The following is a 20,028-nucleotide window of genomic DNA, read 5'->3' on the forward strand; positions in this document are numbered from 1 at the left end:
CATGTTCACATTGTATAAATTGTTGGGGACAGCGTCTTTAAAGGAAAGGGCACTATTTTTGTACAATCAGGACATGTTCGGAGGGTAATGATTTTTGCCGGAGCGACCTTCGGAGAATTGCGAACGGCGAAATTTGGCAGGGGATACGCCAAGCGCACGGGTAAAAACACGGGTAAAGTAATGCACGGACTGAAAGCCGCATTGTAACGCAATGTCCTTAATGGGTATGTAATCATTCAGCAGAAGCTGCGCTGCATGCTGCATCCGGCGCTCCTGAATATAATGTACGAAGGACTGACTGAGATGCTCCTGAAATAATCGGGTCAAATGCCGGGAAGAGATATGCAGATGACTCGCGACGGTTGCAAGCGTAAGCTCATTGCTTAAGTTATCGTCGATGAAACGCTTGGCTTGGCTAAATAAAGCATGCCCTGGAGAAATCGGCTGTTGAACACTTTCACCCGCGGTAAGTGTCAGGCCATGCAAATCCGGGAAGGACAACAGCAGAGAATGCGCGACCTTTTCCAGGGATAGCGGGATTGTTGAGACTGAACTTGCACACAACGCTATTAACGCCTGCCACAAATATCCTGTAGAAGAGAAGTCGGCCCCGCTAACAACGCTATTTCCTCTGTCAGCTAGCTGTCGATACGCTTCGAGATACAACGGCTCTGTTAGCGATTCATCTATTTCAAATGCGACATAGCATAGTGTCAATCCGGAAGTGCTTCGAATCTGGTGCCATACGCCAGGCTTCGATAGAAACGCCGTTCCTTTTACTAGATCATACTCCCGGTCGTGTTCATAATAGCTCCCCTCTCCATCCATCACATAACAAGCTTCAAAAAAAGAATGGCGGTGGAGGGAATTATCGAAATGAGCCGGCATGAATCCCCAATATAAAATAGTTATGGACAAGCCGGTTCCTTGAATTTTTGTAGCATGTCGGTTACATATAGCATTGGCCCTTCGGAAGCTGGATTGGATCGACATGTTCATCCCTCCTTTATTCGCTCCCATTGTATACTGCCTACTTTATGAAAGACAAGCTTACCATTTCACGGGTCTCACCTATTTGTGCAACAACGATACTGGCGACCATCAACGAGCTGCGGATGTTCGCCCCAGTTTTCACCCCATTTACGCATTTGCCCAAGCACGGGGATATACTCCCGCCCTTTATCTGTTAGTGAGTATTCAACGGTTACAGGTACAGTAGGAAACACTTCGCGATTGATGACCTTATACTGCTCCAAATGACGCAGGACATCCGTTAAAGATTTGATGCTGATGTTATCTAAATTTCTTCGCATTTGATTAAATCGTTGCGGCCCCAGACTAAGTAAGGAAAGCACCAAAAAAGACCATTTTCCGCGAACAACCTCCAAAGCTTCACGAATAGAGATGAGGCATAGCTCGTCCCCTTTACGTACATCCACAGAAATCACTCCTAACTAAAATATAGGTAGTCTAATTTTTGAAGTTATATATCAATAATGTGTCTACTTTAAATTATATAGTTAATAATCTAAGATAACAACAGGGCTTATTTAACTGCTATGGTCTAGTTTAAGCAGAGATAGTCTTATATAGCTTAGAGAGGAGCATTAGGATATGAGTGATAAAAAGATATTGGTTTTGGGAGCAACCGGACAACAAGGAGGTGCGGCTGTTAGGCATTTACTCGCCGATGGCTGGAAGGTTCGTGCATTTGTCCGCGATTTATCAAGTGAGAAGGCCCTGCGACTGTCCCAATGGGGAGCCGATCTTTTTCTCGGTGACATGAACGATCTTGCTTCGCTCGATGCCGCTATGCAGGGGATTTATGGCGTATTCAGCGTTCAGGCGTCGGGCTGGACCCCTACTCTCGAATCCAACGATGATGAAAGACGTATTGGGAAGGCTGTAGCGGACGCTGCCCTAAAGGCGAAGATCCAGCACTTCGTTTATACATCTGTTGGCGGTGCAGATGCGCAATCCCGATATCGTGACATGCAGAAATGGGATATCGAGCAGTACATTCTTTCACTCGATTTGCCGGCTACCATATTACGTCCCGCCACCTTCATGGAAAACTTCGCAGACCCGATGTCCGCCGGCGTGCAGAACGGAACGATCGCACAACCCTTCAAGCCAGATGGAGTGATCCCACTCGTAGCTGTGGACGACATCGGCGCTTTCGTTGTGTTAGCACTTAGATCTCCAGACGACTATTTGGGCAAAACTGTTGAAATTGCCGGCGACAATTTAACACCCTTGCAGATTGCCGATGCTATAGGCCGTATAACTAACCGTACCATTCCTTACGTTCAAATTCCGCTGGACACGTTGCGCCAGCATAATGAAATCTTGGCCGGCGTGTTCCAATGGTTAAACGAAGAAGGCCACGAGGTCGATATTTCTGCTGTACGCAAGACATACCCGGAACTTACGGATTTTAATACCTGGGTGGAAAAGCAAGGAAAAGCAAAGTTTGAGGCATTGTTTCTTCCTGAGCATTCATGAGATTATGTATGAGACAGCACCTGTATCACTATAACTGAAAAAAGCGCGAGTAACAGGGTCATTTCACCCCTTGCTCGCGTTTTTTAGATTTATACTGTCTAAGTTATTGACTACGCATTCCATAATGATTATGATGTAACCATGAGTAGACCAAGAGAATTTGATTATGATACCGTGTTGCACGCCGCCATAGACATTTTTAGGGAACATGGCTATAACGCTTCATCGTATGACATCCTAACGAAAGGAACCAAACTAAACAAACAGAGCCTCTATGGCGCGTTTGGCGATAAAAAAGCTTTGTTCAGCAAGTCGATGTCATTGTACAACACTGAGTTTCTGGAACGGTTTGAGGAATTACTGAGTCATGGTACGACCGCACTGGAGACACTGCGCTATTGGCAGCTGCATTTTCTTCGCCCCCATTACGAACACAATTACGGCTGTATGATTGTAAATTCAACGCTTGAGTTGCAGAACTCCGAATCCAGTAGTGTCAAAATAGAGTTTGACCATATGTTCCAGCGGATGAAAGAAATGCTTGAGGTCGTTATCTCAAAAGGCCAGCAAGAAGGGTCCGTTATTCTGAAGCTTTCCAGCGAACAAATCTCTACCCATCTGGTAAACACCATCATCGGGATAAGAGTTATGGTGCGTTCAGGTGCTACCCATGAACAAATGCAAAGCCAATTGGATACGGCAATTGAAATGCTTTTAATTTAATTCACCTCTCCAGTAGAGGTTTTTTTATCCTGATTTATTGACCACGCATTCCATAATTAATCGTAAGACGTAATCTTTCTTATTTTATAGAAAAGGATGTTAGGCACAATGTACAATCGTTCACATAAAATCATACTGTTCATCACTTGTATCACGGTGTTCATGGCTAGTCTGGATGTTTTTATAGTCAATGTAGCCTTGAACAATATCGGTCAATCCATCGGCCAGGTCTCGCTGTCCAATCTGAGCTGGGTGCTTAACGGTTATGCCATTTTCTATGCTGCATTGCTGGTTCCTGCCGGGAAATTAGCCGATCGATACGGACAAAAGCGCGGGTTCGTCTGGGGGATAGCACTATTTACAGCTTCCAGTCTGGGCGCAGCACTAAGCGGCAATCTGTGGCTCCTCGTCATGTTCCGGTGCCTCCAGGCCGCCGGGGGTGCAATGCTGACGCCGAGCGGACTGGGTCTGCTACTAACAAACATTCCCGAAGAACACAAAAAACGTGCTGTCCGGATTTGGGCCAGCAGTGGCTCACTCGCAGCTGCAGCGGGTCCGGCGGTTGGAGGCTTTCTACTGGAGCTCTCTTGGGAGTGGATTTTTGTGGTCAACATCCCTATTGGTATTCTGGCTTTCCTGGCTGCGCTCCGTTATATTCCAAAGGATAAGCCGAATCAGGCTTCGCGGCTTCCGGATCTTTGGGGAGGTCTTCTGCTAATCATTGCTATCGGCTCACTTTCACTCGGATTCGACAAAGGGCCTGATTGGGGCTGGGGCAATGTCTACACCTGGGGTAGCTTTATCGTATTTGCTCTGGCTTTACTGTGGTTCATCCTACAATCTCGTCGGCATCCCTTTCCGATTATTGAGTTTTCCTTATTTCGCAGCAGACCTTTCACCAGGTCCAGCATAGGTGTCGCTCTTATTAATGCGGCTTTTGCACTTGAGTTGTTATCTGTCATTATGTACCTGCAAAATGTGTGGAACTGGTCCACACTGGCTACTGGTCTTGCTCTTACCCTCGGGCCTTGTTTAGTATGGCCTTCTGCCACACTTGCTCAACGTCTTGCGAGACATATTCAGATCAATAAAATCGCAGCAATCGGCAACCTGTTGATCGGTGCAGGACCGCTGTTGTTTATCTTGTCCGCGCAGGCCACACCGAACTACTGGCTACAAATTTTGCCGGGGTGGCTGGTAATCGGTATTGGCTATGGATTCGCTTTGCCTATTATGATCTCTTCAGCTACCTCTGACCTGCCCCGGGAGCAGGCATCGACCGGCAGTGCAGTGGTGAACATGTCCCGTCAGATTGGTTCTGTTCTCGGAACGACGCTGCTGGTCATCGCCCTGAGTACCTCATCAGCACCCGCCCTTGGGACTTTCCGTCATGGATGGTGGATCGCCCTCGTTCTCTCCCTGTTTGGAGCGGTTGCAGCACTGGGCATTCTGCCCAAGGCGGAAAAAGTGCTGGGATGAAATAAGTCCAGAAAGAGGAATCTAAAACCCGCGAAAATCCTTGTAAAATCAAGGGTCTTTCGCGGTTTTTTTTCTAAACTATCATTTCCTCACTTCTAAAACTATCGAATTAATTAATATCACTACGCCGTTACGGTTACCGTACTATCGGTGTACCATTTCCGTTCATCAACATATGAGCCGAATCAATCTGCTGGATATACTTCTTTGGCGTAACGAAGCTGAACTCTTTGAATTCTTTTATAAAATGATTCTGGTCAAAATAACCCATTTCGAAAATACGGTCAAGCGTCTCGTCGCAATGCTTATGTTCGAGCGAATAAATAACATTCTGGAACCGGACGATGCGGCCGAGAAGCTTGGGCGACACGCCTACAAATTTTTCAAAGGTCTTCAACATATAACGGCTCGAATATCCGGTATCCTGAGCTAGCTCCTTTACGTTCAAGGCTCCACGGAGTGTAATGATCTTTTCCGTCAGATACTTGACCAGAAGCGGGACTTCTAACCCATCGCGAAAATGATTCAGATAAAAGGCTTCAAATGCGCGGATTCTCCCCGCGAAGCTGGTCTGCTCGGCGACTCGCTCTAACAGCTCGGCAGCGTGAGGGAATACTTCCTGAATCGGAATTTCCATCTCACTGAACTCGCCGATCGGATATTTCAAGAAAAATTCCGCATATCCAGGCATGAAGCATATGACGAAATATTCGCAATCCGAGCGGACAAATACCCCTTGTCTCCCTTTGAAGATACTTCCGCAAATATTGGCCGAGGGATGCTCCTTATGACAGCAAACTACGAGATGCAGACATCCGTCCGGAACTACGAATATGCGGTTAAAATTGAAATCATTCATATAGAATCCATAGAATATTACTCCGCCTTGAAAGAGAGGCGAGGCATCCGTACGGTATTCAGCATAGGTGTCCAGAACATTTTCAAAAATGGGCTGGTGCGGGTGGTACGGATATTTTCTCCGATTAATTGGCCTCATGAAAGACCTCCTTTAAAAACATAATACTGCCAACAAAAATACCAAGAACTCCTATGGGCAAATGTTAATATATTATTTTATTTACTTTCTAGTAATGTTGTCAATATCTTTTATAGTTCCGTTTTTTACTATATTTCTCTATCAAGACCGCCTTATAATCTGTTAAACCGAATGAGTTTACTGAGAATAATAGTTAAGAAGTGCGAATGGACACGTGAATTTTAGAAGAAAGGGTACGCTATGAAACTAAATATTTATAATGACTGTTTAAACCGGGATTGGGATCGTGTAGCCCACCTTATGAACTACTTCGATTTGTCCGACGCCCCAAGCAAAACTCATCAGCAAGCATTCGAGAATAGCTATGCCGTAACTTTCATTTATGACGACGAGGTACTGATCGGATTCGGGCGCGCTATCTCTGACGGTGTGTCCCAAGCAGCTATATATAATATCGCTGTAGATCCAAATTATCATAATCAAGGGATCGGGCGGCTGATTATTCAGGACCTGCTGAAGTTCGTCAAACATTGCAATGTCGTCTTATATACGCATCCTGACACGGTCGATTTCTATAAACGTCTGGGGTTTCGCCGAATGAAAACAGGGATGGCTATTTATCGGAACGTAGACAAGGTTGAGGAAATGGGGTTTATTGAATAGCCTCACTTGCATAAATAACCAAGGGAGATAAAACGATGACGACAGAGAATTTGCAATCTAACGTTCGTGTAAAATCCAATGAAGTTGAGCATGAGGTCAACGCAAAAGGAACCTTTATTCGTCAAAAGAATTTTTTCACTACTCCATTCGGTGCTGGAGATAACAAGCTTCCGGTTGAAGCAGGACGTTACCGGTTGATCTGGGCCAAAGGCTGCAATTGGTCTAACCGGGCCTCGATCGTGCGCGAATTACTGGGGCTGGAAGAAGCGATCAGTATTAATCTTGTAGGTCATGGCAAGCATGAACAGCATTTGGGCTGGGAATTTGTCTACGATGAGAACGGAACGGATTCCGTGCTTGTTGTGCAGTTTCTGAGTGAGTTATATGCAAATGCAGATTCAAATTATGCTGGAAGAGCAACAGTGCCGGCCCTGGTGGACATTACGACAGGAAAGGTCGTCAATAACGATTACGTATGGTTAACCAATTATCTTGAGAACGAGTTCGCTCCTTTTCACAAGTCTGGGGCACCGGATTTGTACCCCCTTCAATTAAGGGAAGAGATCAACAAGTACAACGATTTCTTGTATGACAACGTCAACAATGGTGTATACAAGGCGATGTTCGCTCAGTCAATAGAAGCTTACAATGACGCTTATAACCATCTATACTCGGCGCTTGATTCCATTGAAGACCGATTGGATCATAATCGCTTTCTCTTCGGTGATTATGTTACTGACTCCGACGTTCGTTTGTTTGTTACGCTGGCCCGTTTTGACACCTACTATTTCAAATATTTAGGACCGCTTCGCAACCGTATCGTCGATTTCAAGAACATCTGGGGTTATGCGCGTGATTTGTATGAGATTCCGGCGTTTAAGAACAATACTTATCTGCAGGACATGGCCAAATCACACGGGAAGAATAAATCAGGCACTTTCATTGATTTTAACTCCCGGTTTTGGGAGCAGGTTGATTATGATGGCCTTTGGTCAACCCCACATGACAGACAAACTAAAAGCACTGATCCGGATAATAAATTTTCACCGAACAAATAGGGGGATTATAGACTATGAGAAAAATGAGTAAACTTTCGCTTGTTCTGATGTCCGTATTGCTTCTGATTATCGTCACAGCCTGCGGAAATAATTCAGGTAAAGAAACCGCAGGAAATTTGAAAAGTGATGAGCAAACAACTGTAAATATCGCTACAGGCGGAGCACCCAAGCCTTTTTCTTTTGTAAATGACAGTAATGAAATCGATGGATACGATATTCAAATTCTGAAAGCTATTTTTGAAGGATTGCCGCAATACAAAACCAATATCGAAAAAACGGAGTTTTCTTCCATCTTTGCCGGATTGGATAGTGATCGTTATCAGATCGGTGCCAACAATTTCGCCAGCAACAAGGAAAGAAGAGAGAAATATATTTATTCTGATCCGATTTTGAAAAATCAGTTTGTCATTGCCGTAAAGGCAGGACGGGATGATATCCACTCATTTGCGGATCTGGAAGGTAAAACAACTGAAGTCAGCCCAGGCAGAAACTATACGGTTGCTTTGGAGAACTATAATACAAACATTGCTAAACAACCCGTTGTGTTGAAATATACGGAAGATGAGCTGGCGTCCACATTGCAGCATGTGGAAAGCGGAGTAGCAGATTTTATCCTATTGGATGCGGCCATGCTTAATCTTTATATCAAAGAGTTCGATTTGAAACTGACCTCCATACCATTATCGCAGGAGGATTCTGACCGGATTGGCGTCCCGTATAGCTATCTTATTCTAAGCAAGGGCAAAAATAGTGAACAGCTAGTGAACGATGTCAACCAAAGGCTGAAGGAATTAATCGAGGACGGTACGGTTTCCAGAATTAGCGAACAATATCTGAGTGGCGACTTCGCACCTAAAACCCAATAAAGGAAATCTTATGATGCCTAATATTTTTGACATTGAGCTTGTCTTCACTTTGATTCCGAAGCTGCTAAAATACTTACCGGTAACGCTTGAACTTACCGTAATTTCCATGATCGCTGGGCTCCTGCTGGGGCTCCTGCTTGCTATTATCAAAATGAAGAAAATTCCCGTCTTGTATCAAATCAGTGTTGTATTTATTTCATTTATCAGAGGAACTCCCATTCTGGTTCAGCTCTATTTGTCCTATGCCGGTATTCCGCTGATCTTGAAATACTACAATTATTATCATGAAACAAGTTACAATGTTAATTCCATTCCAGCCATCTTTTATGTGTTACTTGCTTTATCGCTAAATGAGGCTGCATATAACTCTGAAGTCATTCGGGCTGCCTTGTTATCTGTTGACAAAGGTCAAACCGAAGCCGCTCAATCGCTAGGTATGACGTATGGACAGGTTCTACGGCGAATCGTCCTTCCGGAAGCCTTCATCGTTGCTCTTCCTACACTGGGTAATGCACTGATTGGATTAATGAAGGGAACCTCGCTTGCCTTTGTCTGTTCAGTCGTCGAAATCACGGCACAATCAAGGATCTTGGCAGGGAATAATCTCCGTTTCTTTGAGTCCTATTGTGCGTTGGCCTTAATCTACTGGGCATTAACGATAGTGATCGAACGAGCAATTGCTTTTCTGGAAAAACGGCTTGATATTGACTTCAGGAGCCTGAGGAAAAGAAAAGGAGATGTCATTCTTGATTGAAATTCGGGGCTTAACGAAGTCTTTTCATCAACATACCGTGCTGAATCATATTGACTTAACGATCCAAAAAGGTGAAGTCGTTGCCGTAATCGGCTCTTCAGGAGCAGGAAAATCTACGCTACTGAGATCCATCAATCTTCTGGAAGTTCCGGATGAAGGAATCATCAAGATTGACGACCTTGAAGTTGATATCGTTCAGCGAACCAAATCGGAAACGCTGGAGCTTCGTAAAAGTACAGCCATGGTATTTCAGCAGTTTAATCTGTTTCGCCAGAAAACAGCCCTCGAAAATGTAATGGAAGGATTAATTGTCGTCAAAAAAATCCCGAAGGAAGATGCGCAAAAAATTGCCATGGTTCAGCTTGATAAGGTCGGCTTATCTAATAGAATCCATCACTATCCAAAACAGTTATCCGGAGGGCAGCAGCAGCGTGTAGCGATCGCCCGTGCTTTGGCCATGCAGCCGAAAATTCTGTTGCTCGACGAACCTACCTCTGCACTCGATCCCGAATTGGCCGGAGAAGTGCTGGATACAATTAAAAAGACGGCTGAAGAAGGAAACACAATGCTGCTGGTTTCTCATGAAATGAATTTTGTTCGTAGAGTAGCCACGAGAGTACTGGTACTCGATCAAGGCGCTATTGTGGAAGACGGAACGCAAGAAGAAGTATTTTCAAATCCGAAATTGGAACGAACGAAGCAACTTCTGGCTAATTACTACCGGGACCGGGAGCCGGAGTTCTCCATCTAAGATGAAACATCCACCTTACAATTTAAAACCGTTGCCTGACCCACTGAAAGCCGCTAAAACAGTCGTGGCTAAATGGATTGAGAAGAAGGCCTTAAGTGGTCTTGCTGTCGCTGAACGCGATCATAACTGACGGATCACTTTCTGCTTCTGAAGAATTCATCTATACGTATGGCAATATTGATCTCATTCCAAGTAACATCGAACTATCTTTTGCCCCAATGTTAGATCATATCAATCAGGGGCCTGGCCTACTCCTATTTAGTCTTATTTGTATTAATTACGTTCAAGAGGCTTGCGCCGCATACAATCGTGCATAAATGCCGCCGCTACGCAGCAGTTCCTCATGCGTACCCATCTCGGCAATCTCTGTGCCCTCCAGCACGACGATCTGGTCGGCATGACGGATCGTCGATAGCCGATGGGCAATCACCAGTGTTGTGCGATTCTTGGATATTTCGTCCAGCGCCTGCTGGATCTCTTGCTCGGTCGTGGTATCAAGCGCCGAGGTCGCTTCATCCAGAATGAGGATCGGTGCATTGCGCAGAATCGCCCGTGCTATCGAGAGCCGCTGTTTCTGCCCTCCGGACAGACGCACACCGCGTTCACCAATCACCGTATCGTAGCCTTGCTCCATCTGTGCTATAAAATCATGCGCTTTAGCCGCTTTCGCTGCGGCAATCACATCTTTCCGGGTCGCGTCCTTCCATCCATAAGCGATATTGTCATATACCGAACCATCAAACAGGAAGGTATCCTGCAGCACCATCGAGATATTGTCACGCAGGCTTGAGAGCGTCACATCACGAATATCGATGCCATCCACTTCAATCGAACCAGCCTGCGGGTCGTAGAATCGGTTAACGAGACTGGCCAATGTCGACTTTCCTACACCGGTTGTGCCTACAAGTGCCACCGTTTTTCCTGGATCAATGTTCAGGTTCAACCTTTCTAGTACAGGCGCACCATCTTGATAAGCGAATGTGGCATTTTGAAAGGAGATCTGTCCTCGTACACGCGGCAAAATGACTGCGTCTCCCTTCTCCTGTATGTCTTCCTCTTCTTCCAGCACATCATATACCCGTTTAAGGCCAGCGGAGGCTCGCCCGGCCATTTCCACCAAGCCGGAAAAGGACTTTACCGGTTGATAAAAAAGACCCAGGTAGGCGATGAATCCGATAATATCGGCAATGCTTACCTCGCCTGATGACATCAGTCTGCCACCTAGTATCACGACAAGCACGGTCCCCAGCGTGGTCACGAATGCCAACAACGGCAAAGAAGTTTCATAGAACAGACTGGCGCGTAAATAGGTCTTCGTATTTTTCATAGCCAGACGAGAAACGTTGCCCCGCTCCTCCTCCTGCCGATTGAAAATTTGGATTTCCTTCATGCCCGACAAGTTTTCCTGCACTTTGCCAGCGATTTCTCCACGCGCCTTGGAACTCTCTCCCCACAGCGGTGACAACCGCTTACTTTGCCATACCGTGATTGCAAGCAGCAACGGAATCGTGATCAGACTGATCAGTGCCAGCTTCACATTGATCGTCAAGAGCAGGATGCCTACTCCAATGAAGGTCAGTCCGTTGATGATAAAGTCAGGAATGGCATGAGCAATGAAAATTTCCGCTTCCATCGCATCATTCACAACGCGCCCGGTCAAGTCACCCGTCCGGCTTCGATGGAAATAACGTAAGCTCATCTGCTGATATTTGCTATATAATCTTGTTCTTAAATCGGCCACATAATGAAGTGCGGCATAATGGTTCATATAACCTGCGAGTGATGTTCCGATGGCTTGCAGACAGGTAGCTCCAAGCAGCAACAAACCAATCTTCAGCGCTTCTGAAGCAAACTGACTGCTGCCTTCGGTCGCCAATTGTGTCAACGAGCGGAGCGCCCAGGGCAAATAAAACCCGGCAATCGTGGCCAACACGGCACCAGTTAATCCAATGCCTAACTGCAACCAGTATTTCCGTGCGCCCAGCAGGACACGCCATGCGGTTTTCATGTGGCAACCGCCTCCTTCTGTTCCTTAGCTTTTAGAAATCCTTGATCCGCCCCTTGTTCTCTACGCTTATCACGCATTAGCTCGTACGTCACATACACCGGTCGCCCCGTTCGTGGTTCCAGCATAATCTCGGCATCAATGGCAAACACCTCACGCAGCGTCCGTACCGTCATTACCCGCTCTGGAGAGCCATGCTCCATCACCTGGCCCCCACGAATCGCCACCATATAGTCGGAGAAGCGCGCTGCCAGATTGAGGTCATGCAGCACCATCACAATCGTCACCTGCTGACTGCGGTTCAGTTCATAGAGCAGCTCCAGCACTTCGAGCTGATGTGCCAGGTCCAGATAGGTGGTGGGTTCATCCAGCAGGATCAGATCGGTCTGCTGGGCGAGCGCCATCGCAATCCATACGTGCTGACGCTGACCGCCAGAGAGCGTATCGACCTCACGATGCTCAAGCACTGTAAGCTGTGTAACCGATAGGGCCCAGGCGACTACTTGCTTGTCCTCTTTAGAGAGCTTGCCGAAGCCCCTTTGATGAGGAAAACGCCCATAAGCGACTAATTGACCCACCGTCAAACCGCTTGGTGCGGTCGGTGTCTGCGGCAGGATCGCCATCTGCTTGGCCACTTCCTTGGTAGACAATGTGCAGATATCAGCACCATTCAGATAGACCGTGCCATTCTTGGTCTTAAGTAGCCGACCTATTGCCTTTAGTACGGTTGATTTGCCGCATCCGTTGGGACCAATAATCGAGGTAATCTGTCCACGCGGAATCTGCAAATCCAGTTCTTTTACGATAAGCGTATCATTATAAGCAATATCGATTTGTTGCGCTGTAATACTTTCCATGGCGTCCTCCTAATTAGCCTTCGCTAGTAAATAAAGAAAGTAAGGAACACTGATGACCGTAATGACGATTCCCGTCGGCACATCTCCCCCCAGACTAACCGTGCGCGTAATCGTGTCAGCCAGCACCACGACTAATCCCCCGGCCAGGCTGGCAGCCGGAACGAGTAATTTGTGATCGGGACCAACCAGTTTTCTTGCCATATGCGGAGCAATCAAGCCAACGAAGAAGAAGCTTCCGCCCACGGCCACACTACCAGAGGATAAAGCAACAGCAACGATCGACAATCCCAAAAACTGCCGCTTCACGGCAAGGCCCAGCCCTTGTGCAGTCTGATTACCCAGATGGAGGGTGTTCAATATGCGAGCCTTATAGAAAATATAGCCCAGTAAAATCAAGACCCATGGTGCCAGTATGGAAATGTAGCGCCAATTAGCACCCCACAAGCTCCCCGCCAGCCATTGCAGCATGAAGTCCATCTGCGAATTATCCAGCTTGAGTGTCAGGAAGGTGGTCAGCGCCCCATATCCGCTTCCGAGTGCGACTCCGGTTAAGATCAAACCGATTGGCGAGATGTCTCGCCCACGGTGATACGATAATAAGAAGATCAATCCCGCCGCTAACAGTCCGCCAACAAAGGCCAGCAATGGCAGGGCAATAAAGGAACTCTTTCCTGTCGATGCAATGAATACAACGAAGAACAGGACAAACAAACCCGATCCCGAACTGATACCTAGTGTCCCCGGACTTGCCATGTCATTGCGCAGCAAACTCTGCATCACGACCCCAGCCGCCCCCATTCCCATACCTACCAAGATCGACAGTACAATTCGTGGCAGGCGAAAATCGAACACGATCAGATTTTGCTTGTCAGTACCCGTTCCCAGAAGAACGTTCAGCACTTCTAGCGGTGAAAGATTCATTTTGCCAGAATTCACGCTAAGGACAGCAAACATAAGGATGAGCACCACAAGCACTACATTGACGATGATGCCCCGCTGCACCGAATAACGCTGCTTAATCATTCAAATTCCCTCCTTTGCCTGCGAGCCAGGAAGAGAAAGTACGGCACACCAATGATAGAAAATATAATGCCGATCGGTGTTTCGAACGGCTTATTGATCAAGCGGCCAACCAGATCGCCCGATACGGTCAGCAACGCACCATATAGCGCAGCCGCCGGAATAATGTACCGATAGTCAACACCGACCATGTTTCGCACAATATGCGGGGTAATCAGACCAACAAAACCAACCGGGCCAACCACGACAACAGAAAGGCCAGTCAGCACGAGCACGACAATCGTCGATAAACCCTTAACCAGTCCGCTGCGAATACCAAGTCCGCTTGCCACATCATCCCCCAAACTGAGCAGTGTAACAGAAGGAGATAGCGCGAGCGCCAGCAGTACACCACCGGCAAATAGCGGTGAGATAATCAGCAATTCCCCCCACTTGGCCCCCGCTGTACTGCCTGCCGTCCAGAATGCCAATGCTTGACCCAGGTTGTAATTGATCGCCAAATACTGACTGAGTGCGCCAAACAGCATGGAGATGGACAGTCCTGCCAGTACCAGCCGTTGAGGCGTCATCCCGCGCTTGCCGAGTGAAGCGATAAAGTAGGTCATTCCGGTCGCAAGCGCTGCTCCCAGACAAGCAAATAGCATCATCTGCCCATACGAATAACCTGGCAGAAAGGCCAGGCAAAGTGCAATCGCGAATGCTGCCCCAGAGCTGATCCCCATCAGCCCGGAGTCGGCAAGCGGATTGCGCGTAGTTCCCTGCATAATAGCACCACATACCGCAAGGCTGCACCCGACGATCAGATCCGCTACGGTACGCGGAAGACGTAAGGTTTGAATAATTTGATGCTCAGTGAACGTTGGATCAAATCGGAAAATAGCCTCCCATGCAGTCGCTAACCTCATGTCGGCGGCACCGAAGCTAATCGATGCCGCCGACATGAGAACCGTTAATCCAAGCCCTACCACCATGTAAATGGTGAAGTTCATCGCCCCACGGCGTTTTTGTTCAGGCTTGTTTTTCATCACGTTTTCCTTTCCTCACCTATTGAAGTCATGTTTGTAAATTGGTGTACCCCTTTATACCTCGTCAAAACCCTTACTTAGCCATTGCCAGCAATTGATTTACAATATGATCAATCAAGGCACTGGAAGTCATTATATCCGTGGACCAAGATAGCGATGTACCCACTGTTACGATCCGATTGTGTTGCACAGCAGGTAGCGATTTCCAAACCGCATTATCAGTAGGAACTTCCGTATCTCCTATAGCGATTAGATAATCCCCTATGTAATCAGCCAAGACCTCCATAGAGATATCTCCCCAATATTTATCTGCATCAATAATATCAGTTTGAACCTTTGACGGTGCCTTCATTTGAAGTTCATTATAAATAAGCTCGCCAACCGCATGCTTGGCTCCAGCGATGTAGTTACTTTTATCACTGAATTCCCCCATAGTAATCGTCACGTCGGAAAGACCTGCATTCTGAAGGGCTAGCTTCGCTTCTTCAATTTTTTCAGCATAAGCATTCAAAACAGCCTTAGCCTCTTCTTGCTTGTTCAAAACATCGCCAATAAAATGTATCCGCTCTTCTGTAGTCATATCACCATAAGGGACATAAATTGTCGGGGCAATTTTGGATAAATCTTCATAATTTTCATCGCCCCATGCTAAAATAATCAGATCAGGCTCAAGAGTCATGACATCTTCCGGCTCCATAGCTATTTTAATGGAGTCCGTAATCTGGTTAGCAAAAACAGCCTCTTTCCCGTCCCTTGCCGCTCTTGCCACACCTAGAGGAGTTACACCTAGGGCCACCACGTCACCAACCAAATAATCGACTACAACACGCTGAGGGTTGTTAGGCACCTTAACCTCACCCTTTACTGTGGATATCGTTCTGGTCTGCGAGACTGCTTCTGAAGCTTTCGTCTCTGATACTTCCGGTTGTGTTGTCTGTTGTGTCTGCGCAGGAGTTGGATTCACCGTTCCCCCATTATTCGATGGCGTTCCCGACGCACATGCCGACAATAACAGCATCAAGCTCATCGCCGCCGCCAAGATCATTTCTTTACTTCTTACTTTTCCAAACATGGTTGATTCCCCTTCTCTAAAAGACTGGACTAGACCCGCTAGTTCCCTCTCATAGTAAAGAAAATGAGAATCATTATCAATACCATCAACCTGCATGGATAGTGCGTTTATTTTCCGATAATCACTTGGCGTCATCTTGTAATACTTCTTAAACATCCGAAACAGATTTTTCTCATCTGCAAAACCAGATCCTGTTGCGATCTCTTTAATGGTTGCTTCTGTATGCTTCAAGTCATGACAGGCAGCTTCAATCCTTCTCTGAATGAGGTACTCCTGTAAGCTCATCCCTTCCTTCTTTTTGAAGAGCCGCGTCAATTGCCCACCACTGATTCCAAACATATCGGCAATTTCTTGAAACATAATCGGCTCCCTGTAATGTTTATCGAGATATGTCTTGGCAGAACAGGCTGGATCTGGCTGGAGATAGCGAATCTCACCACTCTCAAAATCTCTGTACACCCCATGAATCAATTGATATAGAAAGCTTTTGGCCTGTAGCTGATCCATCGTCTTGCCGCGGTTCCAGCCATTCAACATCTGTTGAAACCAATCGAGCAGCAGGATAGGATTACTTGGTGTATAACCAAACTGTTGAACAAATGGATTCGCTTCCTCCAGTAATTGCTGCAGGTGCCTCTTGAAAAAAAGAGGTAATTCCGCTTTATAAAAAACCATAAAGGTCTTCACAGGCTCTCCTTTAGGCGAAATACTGAGCAGGCTCCCCTTCCCGCCGTGAACCAAGCCGAAGCGTTCCATTCCAAATGTAGTTTCATTCAGTTGAATTTGCGCTTCTCCTCCATATGTATAGATAAGCATGCTACTAGGCATTTTATACTGCTCCAACGGGTACTGGGACGCTACATTTTGAAAGCGTATATCTATTAATGTAATGATCGAACGTGTCCAAATGTGGGCCATCGTATCGATCATCTCCGGTGTAAATACCTGACTTACTTCTGCTTCTTCTTGCATTTATCTGTGCTCCCTCATCTCACTTTTTTCCAATTTATCTACCACCCATAAATTGATTTTGATTATCAATATCATTTAAAAGGTAAGTATATCATCATTATGTGACATTGGGGAGCAGGCAACGACTAAGAATGGAGGTGTAAATATAAATAAAAAAAGGTTCATTAGCTGTGATATCTAATGAACCTTTTGTTGTTTACTATGGTACCGGCGAGAGAAGCCGAACCTCACAGTTTCCCCACTCGATTTTGAGTCGCATATGCTATTCGGAAGATAGCAGAAATTTTACTAGACTTTATTTAGCCAGCATTCGAACGGCTTCGTCCAGCTGCCAGTTCATACTGATACTGATCAGAGCTGTTCTAATCCAGTCCTCTGAAACAACGTATACTCGATTATTCTTCACTGCAGGCAGTGCCTTCCAGATGGAGCTCTCCTGCAATTCTTTTAAGCTTTGCTTTTCCTCTTCATTTCTTCATGCTACAAAAAACATAGAGTAAGCTCCTTTGATTTTGCTCTAGAGCAGTTCAGCAGGGTTTCCAAAGACAGATGAATCAGCCGACTGATCGTGACACGCTTTGAGCGCTATCGCGCCCTCTTTCACGGCGGAGGATGATCGGGACCGTGATCACTGCAGCGATCACCAACAACGGAGCTAGTAAACCAGCGATGGGTAACGCCGAAGCACCATTCGCTGAAAAGACGCTAAAGTCCCAGAGCCCGTGCAGGAACATAGAGGCCACGAGCGAGCCGGTAGACCGCCGGGCGAGGTAGAAGATCGAACCGAGGCCAAAAGCGATCATTACCTGGAACAGGGCACCCGCCCCGATGCCCCAGAACATGTTCGGCAGGTGAAAGACTGCGAACATCGCTGTTGAGAGCAGCCAAACCCCGGTTTCGCCAAAGCGGCTACGTAGAGCCACTATCAATTGACCTCGATTGATCATCTCCTCATTGAAGCCAACCATGATACTGCCGAGGATGAGATACAGCCACATGAGGGGCGTGATACGGGTAAAATCGCCGATCAGCATGTTCACGATCGCGATGACCATCATGATGATCGGGAGAGTCATTGTCCAACGGGAAAGACGCCGCCTTTCCACCAGGCTGGGGCGCCACCATCCGTAGATCGTGACCATTGTGATGGTCAGCACGGCGCCGCCGGACAGCGGTGCTATATACCAGAGAAGAAGAGTCCGCTCACTCTCACCAACTCGCGTGTAGTCGATACCGTTGAGCACGAAGATCGCGTAGAAAACTGCGCTGTAGAGGAAATAGGTGAGAACACCCCATCCTACGCGAGGACGAACCCGAAGGGCAGGATCCAAAGATTCTTGCAGCTTGTCCCTATTGATTGACATTATAAACACTCCCATTAAAAATTAATATTTTCTTTCATTTATTCTTGTTTTCTTACAAGATCAATATTTGTTGGAGAAGAAGCAAATCTTCGTCGGTATAAGTCCGGTGACCCTGTTCATTATAACGGCTTGGCTTGAGTAGTCCCTTCTGACAATAAAAGTCAAGTGCACGTACCGTCGTTGAGGTCAGTATAGTGAGCGAACCCATGGTGTAGTACGTTTTACTTTTCCTTCCCATCCCCTTTCAAGCACCAGTATAGTTCCTGACGTTACGTTATGCGCAAGCCCTTTTTATCCGACAAAAGAAAGACATAGCCAAAACGCTCATATTGAATGGGATGCCTGAGCAACATTCAATATGAGCGTTCTTGTGATGGGTCCATATCAGAAGTTCGTACATTTAGAAATCATTCTCACTTCTCATTTGAAGTACAGTTCGAAGATTTCGTCAGCTAATGCTATGAATGAGGTTTTAAATATAATAAAAAAAGCAGTGGTTCATTAGACTTAATGTCCAATGAACTACTGCTTTTTAATGTGATACCGGTGAGAGGACTCGAACCTCCACGGTTTCCCACTCGATTTTGAGTCGAGCGCGTCTGCCATTCCGCCACACCGGCATATTTTATTAAAATGGCGCGCCCTGAGAGATTCGAACTCCCGGCCTTTTGATTCGTAGTCAAACGCTCTATCCAGCTGAGCTAAGGGCGCAAATTATGGAGCGGACGACGGGAATCGAACCCGCGACCCTCGCCTTGGCAAGGCGATGCTCTACCGCTGAGCCACGTCCGCATACGGTAAATTTTCATTCGGCACACTTTAAAGAAAGTGAGCCATGAAGGACTCGAACCTTCGACACCCTGATTAAAAGTCAGGTGCTCTACCAACTGAGCTAATGGCTCATACTTGCAAAATACAACTTCTCGACTTTAAAGCAGAAAAGATGGCGGAACCGACGGGATTCGAACCCGCGATCTCCTGCGTGACAGGCAGGCATGTTAGGCCAACTACACCACGGTTCCAAGAATATTTGCATGAATGAAAATTGGTTGCGGGGGCAGGATTTGAACCTGCGGCCTTCGGGTTATGAGCCCGACGAGCTACCGGGCTGCTCCACCCCGCGTCAGTAAAAACATGTTATCTTATCCTCCAGAGGAGGTTACATGGTGGAGGCTGAGGGGATCGAACCCCCGACCCTCTGCTTGTAAGGCAGATGCTCTCCCAGCTGAGCTAAGCCTCCATGTGATAAACAACTTTTATACTATATCACAATCGTTTCGATTGTGCAAGTTTTTTTTGGTGACCCGTAGGGGATTCGAACCCCTGTTACCTCCGTGAAAGGGAGGTGTCTTAACCCCTTGACCAACGGGCCATGCATCAGTTGTTTATGTGACAACAAAAAATATCTTATCATATATTTCAGATTATAGCAACAACTTTTTTGAAATAAATTTCATAGAGCGTTTTAACATACAATAAATGAGTAAAGAAAGCACTCTAAATACTGTAGAAACCTTCAGGGCTGCATTTAGTTCACCTGTTATTACAAGACTTAGTAATCAAAATAATGGCCTCTACAGCCTCTATGAGGCTGTGTAGAGCTTCTTAAGCGGTCAGACTGTTAATGCAGATGTAGACGTGCTAGGAGGTCATGGATTCCTTTTAGCAGCAGTTGGACGTAAGCACTTCTGTAACACAGTCTCCCGTATTTTCACATGACATTCTCCAGTACAAATCGATTACACTTTATTGTTAATTCTTCGATGTTTCAATATTTCTTCTAAAAAAATAAAAGACCACTGTTGTAAATTCAACAGTGGTCTAGTGCTTGGCGGCGTCCTACTCTCCCAGGACCCTTCGGTCCAAGTACCATCGGCGCTGGAGGGCTTAACGGTCGTGTTCGGGATGGGTACGCGT

The 20,028-nt window shown here is 46.5% G+C and carries 18 protein-coding genes, 8 tRNA genes and 1 rRNA gene; 8 read left to right on the forward strand and 19 right to left on the reverse strand.

What is annotated here, in order from left to right; translation table 11 throughout:
• Positions 1-66 precede the first annotated feature (66 nt).
• Positions 67-993, reverse strand: a complete 927-nt coding sequence (locus tag ACFVU8_RS14040) for a helix-turn-helix transcriptional regulator (RefSeq protein ID WP_387427979.1) — start codon at positions 991-993, stop codon at positions 67-69.
• 74 nt (positions 994-1,067) lie between these two features.
• The gene (locus ACFVU8_RS14045; RefSeq protein WP_387427980.1) at positions 1,068-1,439 is read right to left on the reverse strand and encodes a winged helix-turn-helix transcriptional regulator; all 372 of its coding nucleotides are present in this window, start codon (positions 1,437-1,439) and stop codon (positions 1,068-1,070) included.
• Between the two features lie 175 nt (positions 1,440-1,614).
• Here ACFVU8_RS14045 and ACFVU8_RS14050 point away from each other — a divergent pair, with 175 nt between their 5' ends.
• From ACFVU8_RS14050 to ACFVU8_RS14060, 3 genes are all read left to right on the forward strand, one after another.
• A complete protein-coding gene (locus tag ACFVU8_RS14050; RefSeq protein WP_387427982.1) occupies positions 1,615-2,505 on the forward strand; it encodes an NmrA/HSCARG family protein in 891 nt (296 codons plus the stop codon).
• Positions 2,506-2,646: 141 nt separating this feature from the next.
• Positions 2,647-3,228, forward strand: a complete 582-nt coding sequence (locus ACFVU8_RS14055) for a TetR/AcrR family transcriptional regulator (protein ID WP_379468282.1) — start codon at positions 2,647-2,649, stop codon at positions 3,226-3,228.
• A 108-nt stretch (positions 3,229-3,336) separates the two neighbouring features.
• Entirely contained in the window at positions 3,337-4,707 is a 1,371-nt protein-coding gene (locus ACFVU8_RS14060) for an MFS transporter (protein ID WP_387427984.1), read from the forward strand.
• Positions 4,708-4,843: 136 nt separating this feature from the next.
• Here ACFVU8_RS14060 and ACFVU8_RS14065 read toward each other — a convergent pair whose 3' ends face one another.
• Complete coding sequence (locus ACFVU8_RS14065) at positions 4,844-5,704, reverse strand: helix-turn-helix domain-containing protein (RefSeq protein WP_387427986.1); 861 nt, start codon at positions 5,702-5,704, stop codon at positions 4,844-4,846.
• A gap of 240 nt (positions 5,705-5,944) precedes the next feature.
• On the opposite strand from ACFVU8_RS14065, the gene ACFVU8_RS14070 reads away from it, so the two are divergent.
• The 5 genes from ACFVU8_RS14070 to ACFVU8_RS14090 are packed head-to-tail and all read left to right on the forward strand — an operon-like array spanning position 5,945 to position 9,796.
• Complete coding sequence (locus ACFVU8_RS14070) at positions 5,945-6,367, forward strand: GNAT family N-acetyltransferase (RefSeq protein ID WP_379468288.1); 423 nt, start codon at positions 5,945-5,947, stop codon at positions 6,365-6,367.
• Between the two features lie 35 nt (positions 6,368-6,402).
• Complete coding sequence (locus ACFVU8_RS14075) at positions 6,403-7,425, forward strand: glutathione S-transferase C-terminal domain-containing protein (protein WP_387427987.1); 1,023 nt, start codon at positions 6,403-6,405, stop codon at positions 7,423-7,425.
• Between the two features lie 14 nt (positions 7,426-7,439).
• A complete protein-coding gene (locus ACFVU8_RS14080) occupies positions 7,440-8,291 on the forward strand; it encodes a transporter substrate-binding domain-containing protein (RefSeq protein ID WP_379468292.1) in 852 nt (283 codons plus the stop codon).
• 10 nt (positions 8,292-8,301) lie between these two features.
• Positions 8,302-9,045 (forward strand): amino acid ABC transporter permease, encoded by a 744-nt coding sequence (locus ACFVU8_RS14085; protein ID WP_286154950.1) that lies wholly within the window; start codon positions 8,302-8,304, stop codon positions 9,043-9,045.
• The gene (locus ACFVU8_RS14090) at positions 9,038-9,796 is read left to right on the forward strand and encodes an amino acid ABC transporter ATP-binding protein (RefSeq protein WP_387427989.1); all 759 of its coding nucleotides are present in this window, start codon (positions 9,038-9,040) and stop codon (positions 9,794-9,796) included. The genes ACFVU8_RS14085 and ACFVU8_RS14090 overlap by 8 nt, the downstream gene beginning before the upstream one ends.
• A gap of 283 nt (positions 9,797-10,079) precedes the next feature.
• Here the strand turns inward: ACFVU8_RS14090 and ACFVU8_RS14095 are convergent, their stop codons facing one another.
• The 16 genes from ACFVU8_RS14095 to rrf all read right to left on the reverse strand — a co-directional run.
• A complete protein-coding gene (locus ACFVU8_RS14095) occupies positions 10,080-11,804 on the reverse strand; it encodes an ABC transporter ATP-binding protein (protein ID WP_387427990.1) in 1,725 nt (574 codons plus the stop codon).
• A complete protein-coding gene (locus ACFVU8_RS14100) occupies positions 11,801-12,658 on the reverse strand; it encodes an ABC transporter ATP-binding protein (protein ID WP_387427991.1) in 858 nt (285 codons plus the stop codon). Before ACFVU8_RS14100 ends, ACFVU8_RS14095 begins: the two co-directional genes overlap by 4 nt.
• Before the next feature lie 9 nt (positions 12,659-12,667).
• Positions 12,668-13,681, reverse strand: a complete 1,014-nt coding sequence (locus ACFVU8_RS14105) for a FecCD family ABC transporter permease (protein ID WP_387427992.1) — start codon at positions 13,679-13,681, stop codon at positions 12,668-12,670.
• Complete coding sequence (locus tag ACFVU8_RS14110; RefSeq protein ID WP_379468332.1) at positions 13,678-14,703, reverse strand: FecCD family ABC transporter permease; 1,026 nt, start codon at positions 14,701-14,703, stop codon at positions 13,678-13,680. Before ACFVU8_RS14110 ends, ACFVU8_RS14105 begins: the two co-directional genes overlap by 4 nt.
• Positions 14,704-14,776: 73 nt before the next feature.
• Positions 14,777-16,747, reverse strand: a complete 1,971-nt coding sequence (locus ACFVU8_RS14115; protein ID WP_379468303.1) for a helix-turn-helix domain-containing protein — start codon at positions 16,745-16,747, stop codon at positions 14,777-14,779.
• A 554-nt stretch (positions 16,748-17,301) separates the two neighbouring features.
• Positions 17,302-18,111 (reverse strand): CPBP family intramembrane glutamic endopeptidase, encoded by an 810-nt coding sequence (locus tag ACFVU8_RS14120; RefSeq protein WP_387427994.1) that lies wholly within the window; start codon positions 18,109-18,111, stop codon positions 17,302-17,304.
• A gap of 52 nt (positions 18,112-18,163) precedes the next feature.
• The gene (locus ACFVU8_RS14125) at positions 18,164-18,349 is read right to left on the reverse strand and encodes a MerR family transcriptional regulator (protein WP_387427995.1); all 186 of its coding nucleotides are present in this window, start codon (positions 18,347-18,349) and stop codon (positions 18,164-18,166) included.
• Between the two features lie 303 nt (positions 18,350-18,652).
• Positions 18,653-18,731, reverse strand: a tRNA-Leu gene (locus ACFVU8_RS14130).
• Between the two features lie 14 nt (positions 18,732-18,745).
• Positions 18,746-18,822: transfer RNA gene (locus ACFVU8_RS14135), tRNA-Arg, on the reverse strand.
• A gap of 6 nt (positions 18,823-18,828) precedes the next feature.
• A tRNA-Gly gene (locus ACFVU8_RS14140) sits at positions 18,829-18,903 on the reverse strand.
• Between the two features lie 37 nt (positions 18,904-18,940).
• Positions 18,941-19,013: transfer RNA gene (locus tag ACFVU8_RS14145), tRNA-Lys, on the reverse strand.
• Between the two features lie 42 nt (positions 19,014-19,055).
• Positions 19,056-19,133: transfer RNA gene (locus tag ACFVU8_RS14150), tRNA-Asp, on the reverse strand.
• Between the two features lie 24 nt (positions 19,134-19,157).
• Positions 19,158-19,234 (reverse strand) — tRNA-Met (locus ACFVU8_RS14155).
• Between the two features lie 41 nt (positions 19,235-19,275).
• Positions 19,276-19,351: transfer RNA gene (locus tag ACFVU8_RS14160), tRNA-Val, on the reverse strand.
• Positions 19,352-19,408: 57 nt separating this feature from the next.
• Positions 19,409-19,483, reverse strand: a tRNA-Glu gene (locus ACFVU8_RS14165).
• 454 nt (positions 19,484-19,937) lie between these two features.
• Positions 19,938-20,028 (reverse strand): 5S ribosomal RNA (gene rrf / locus ACFVU8_RS14170); the annotation flags it as partial.

Source organism: Paenibacillus sp. NPDC058177, assembly GCF_042883835.1.
Lineage (GTDB): Bacteria > Bacillota > Bacilli > Paenibacillales > Paenibacillaceae > Paenibacillus_AQ > Paenibacillus_AQ agri.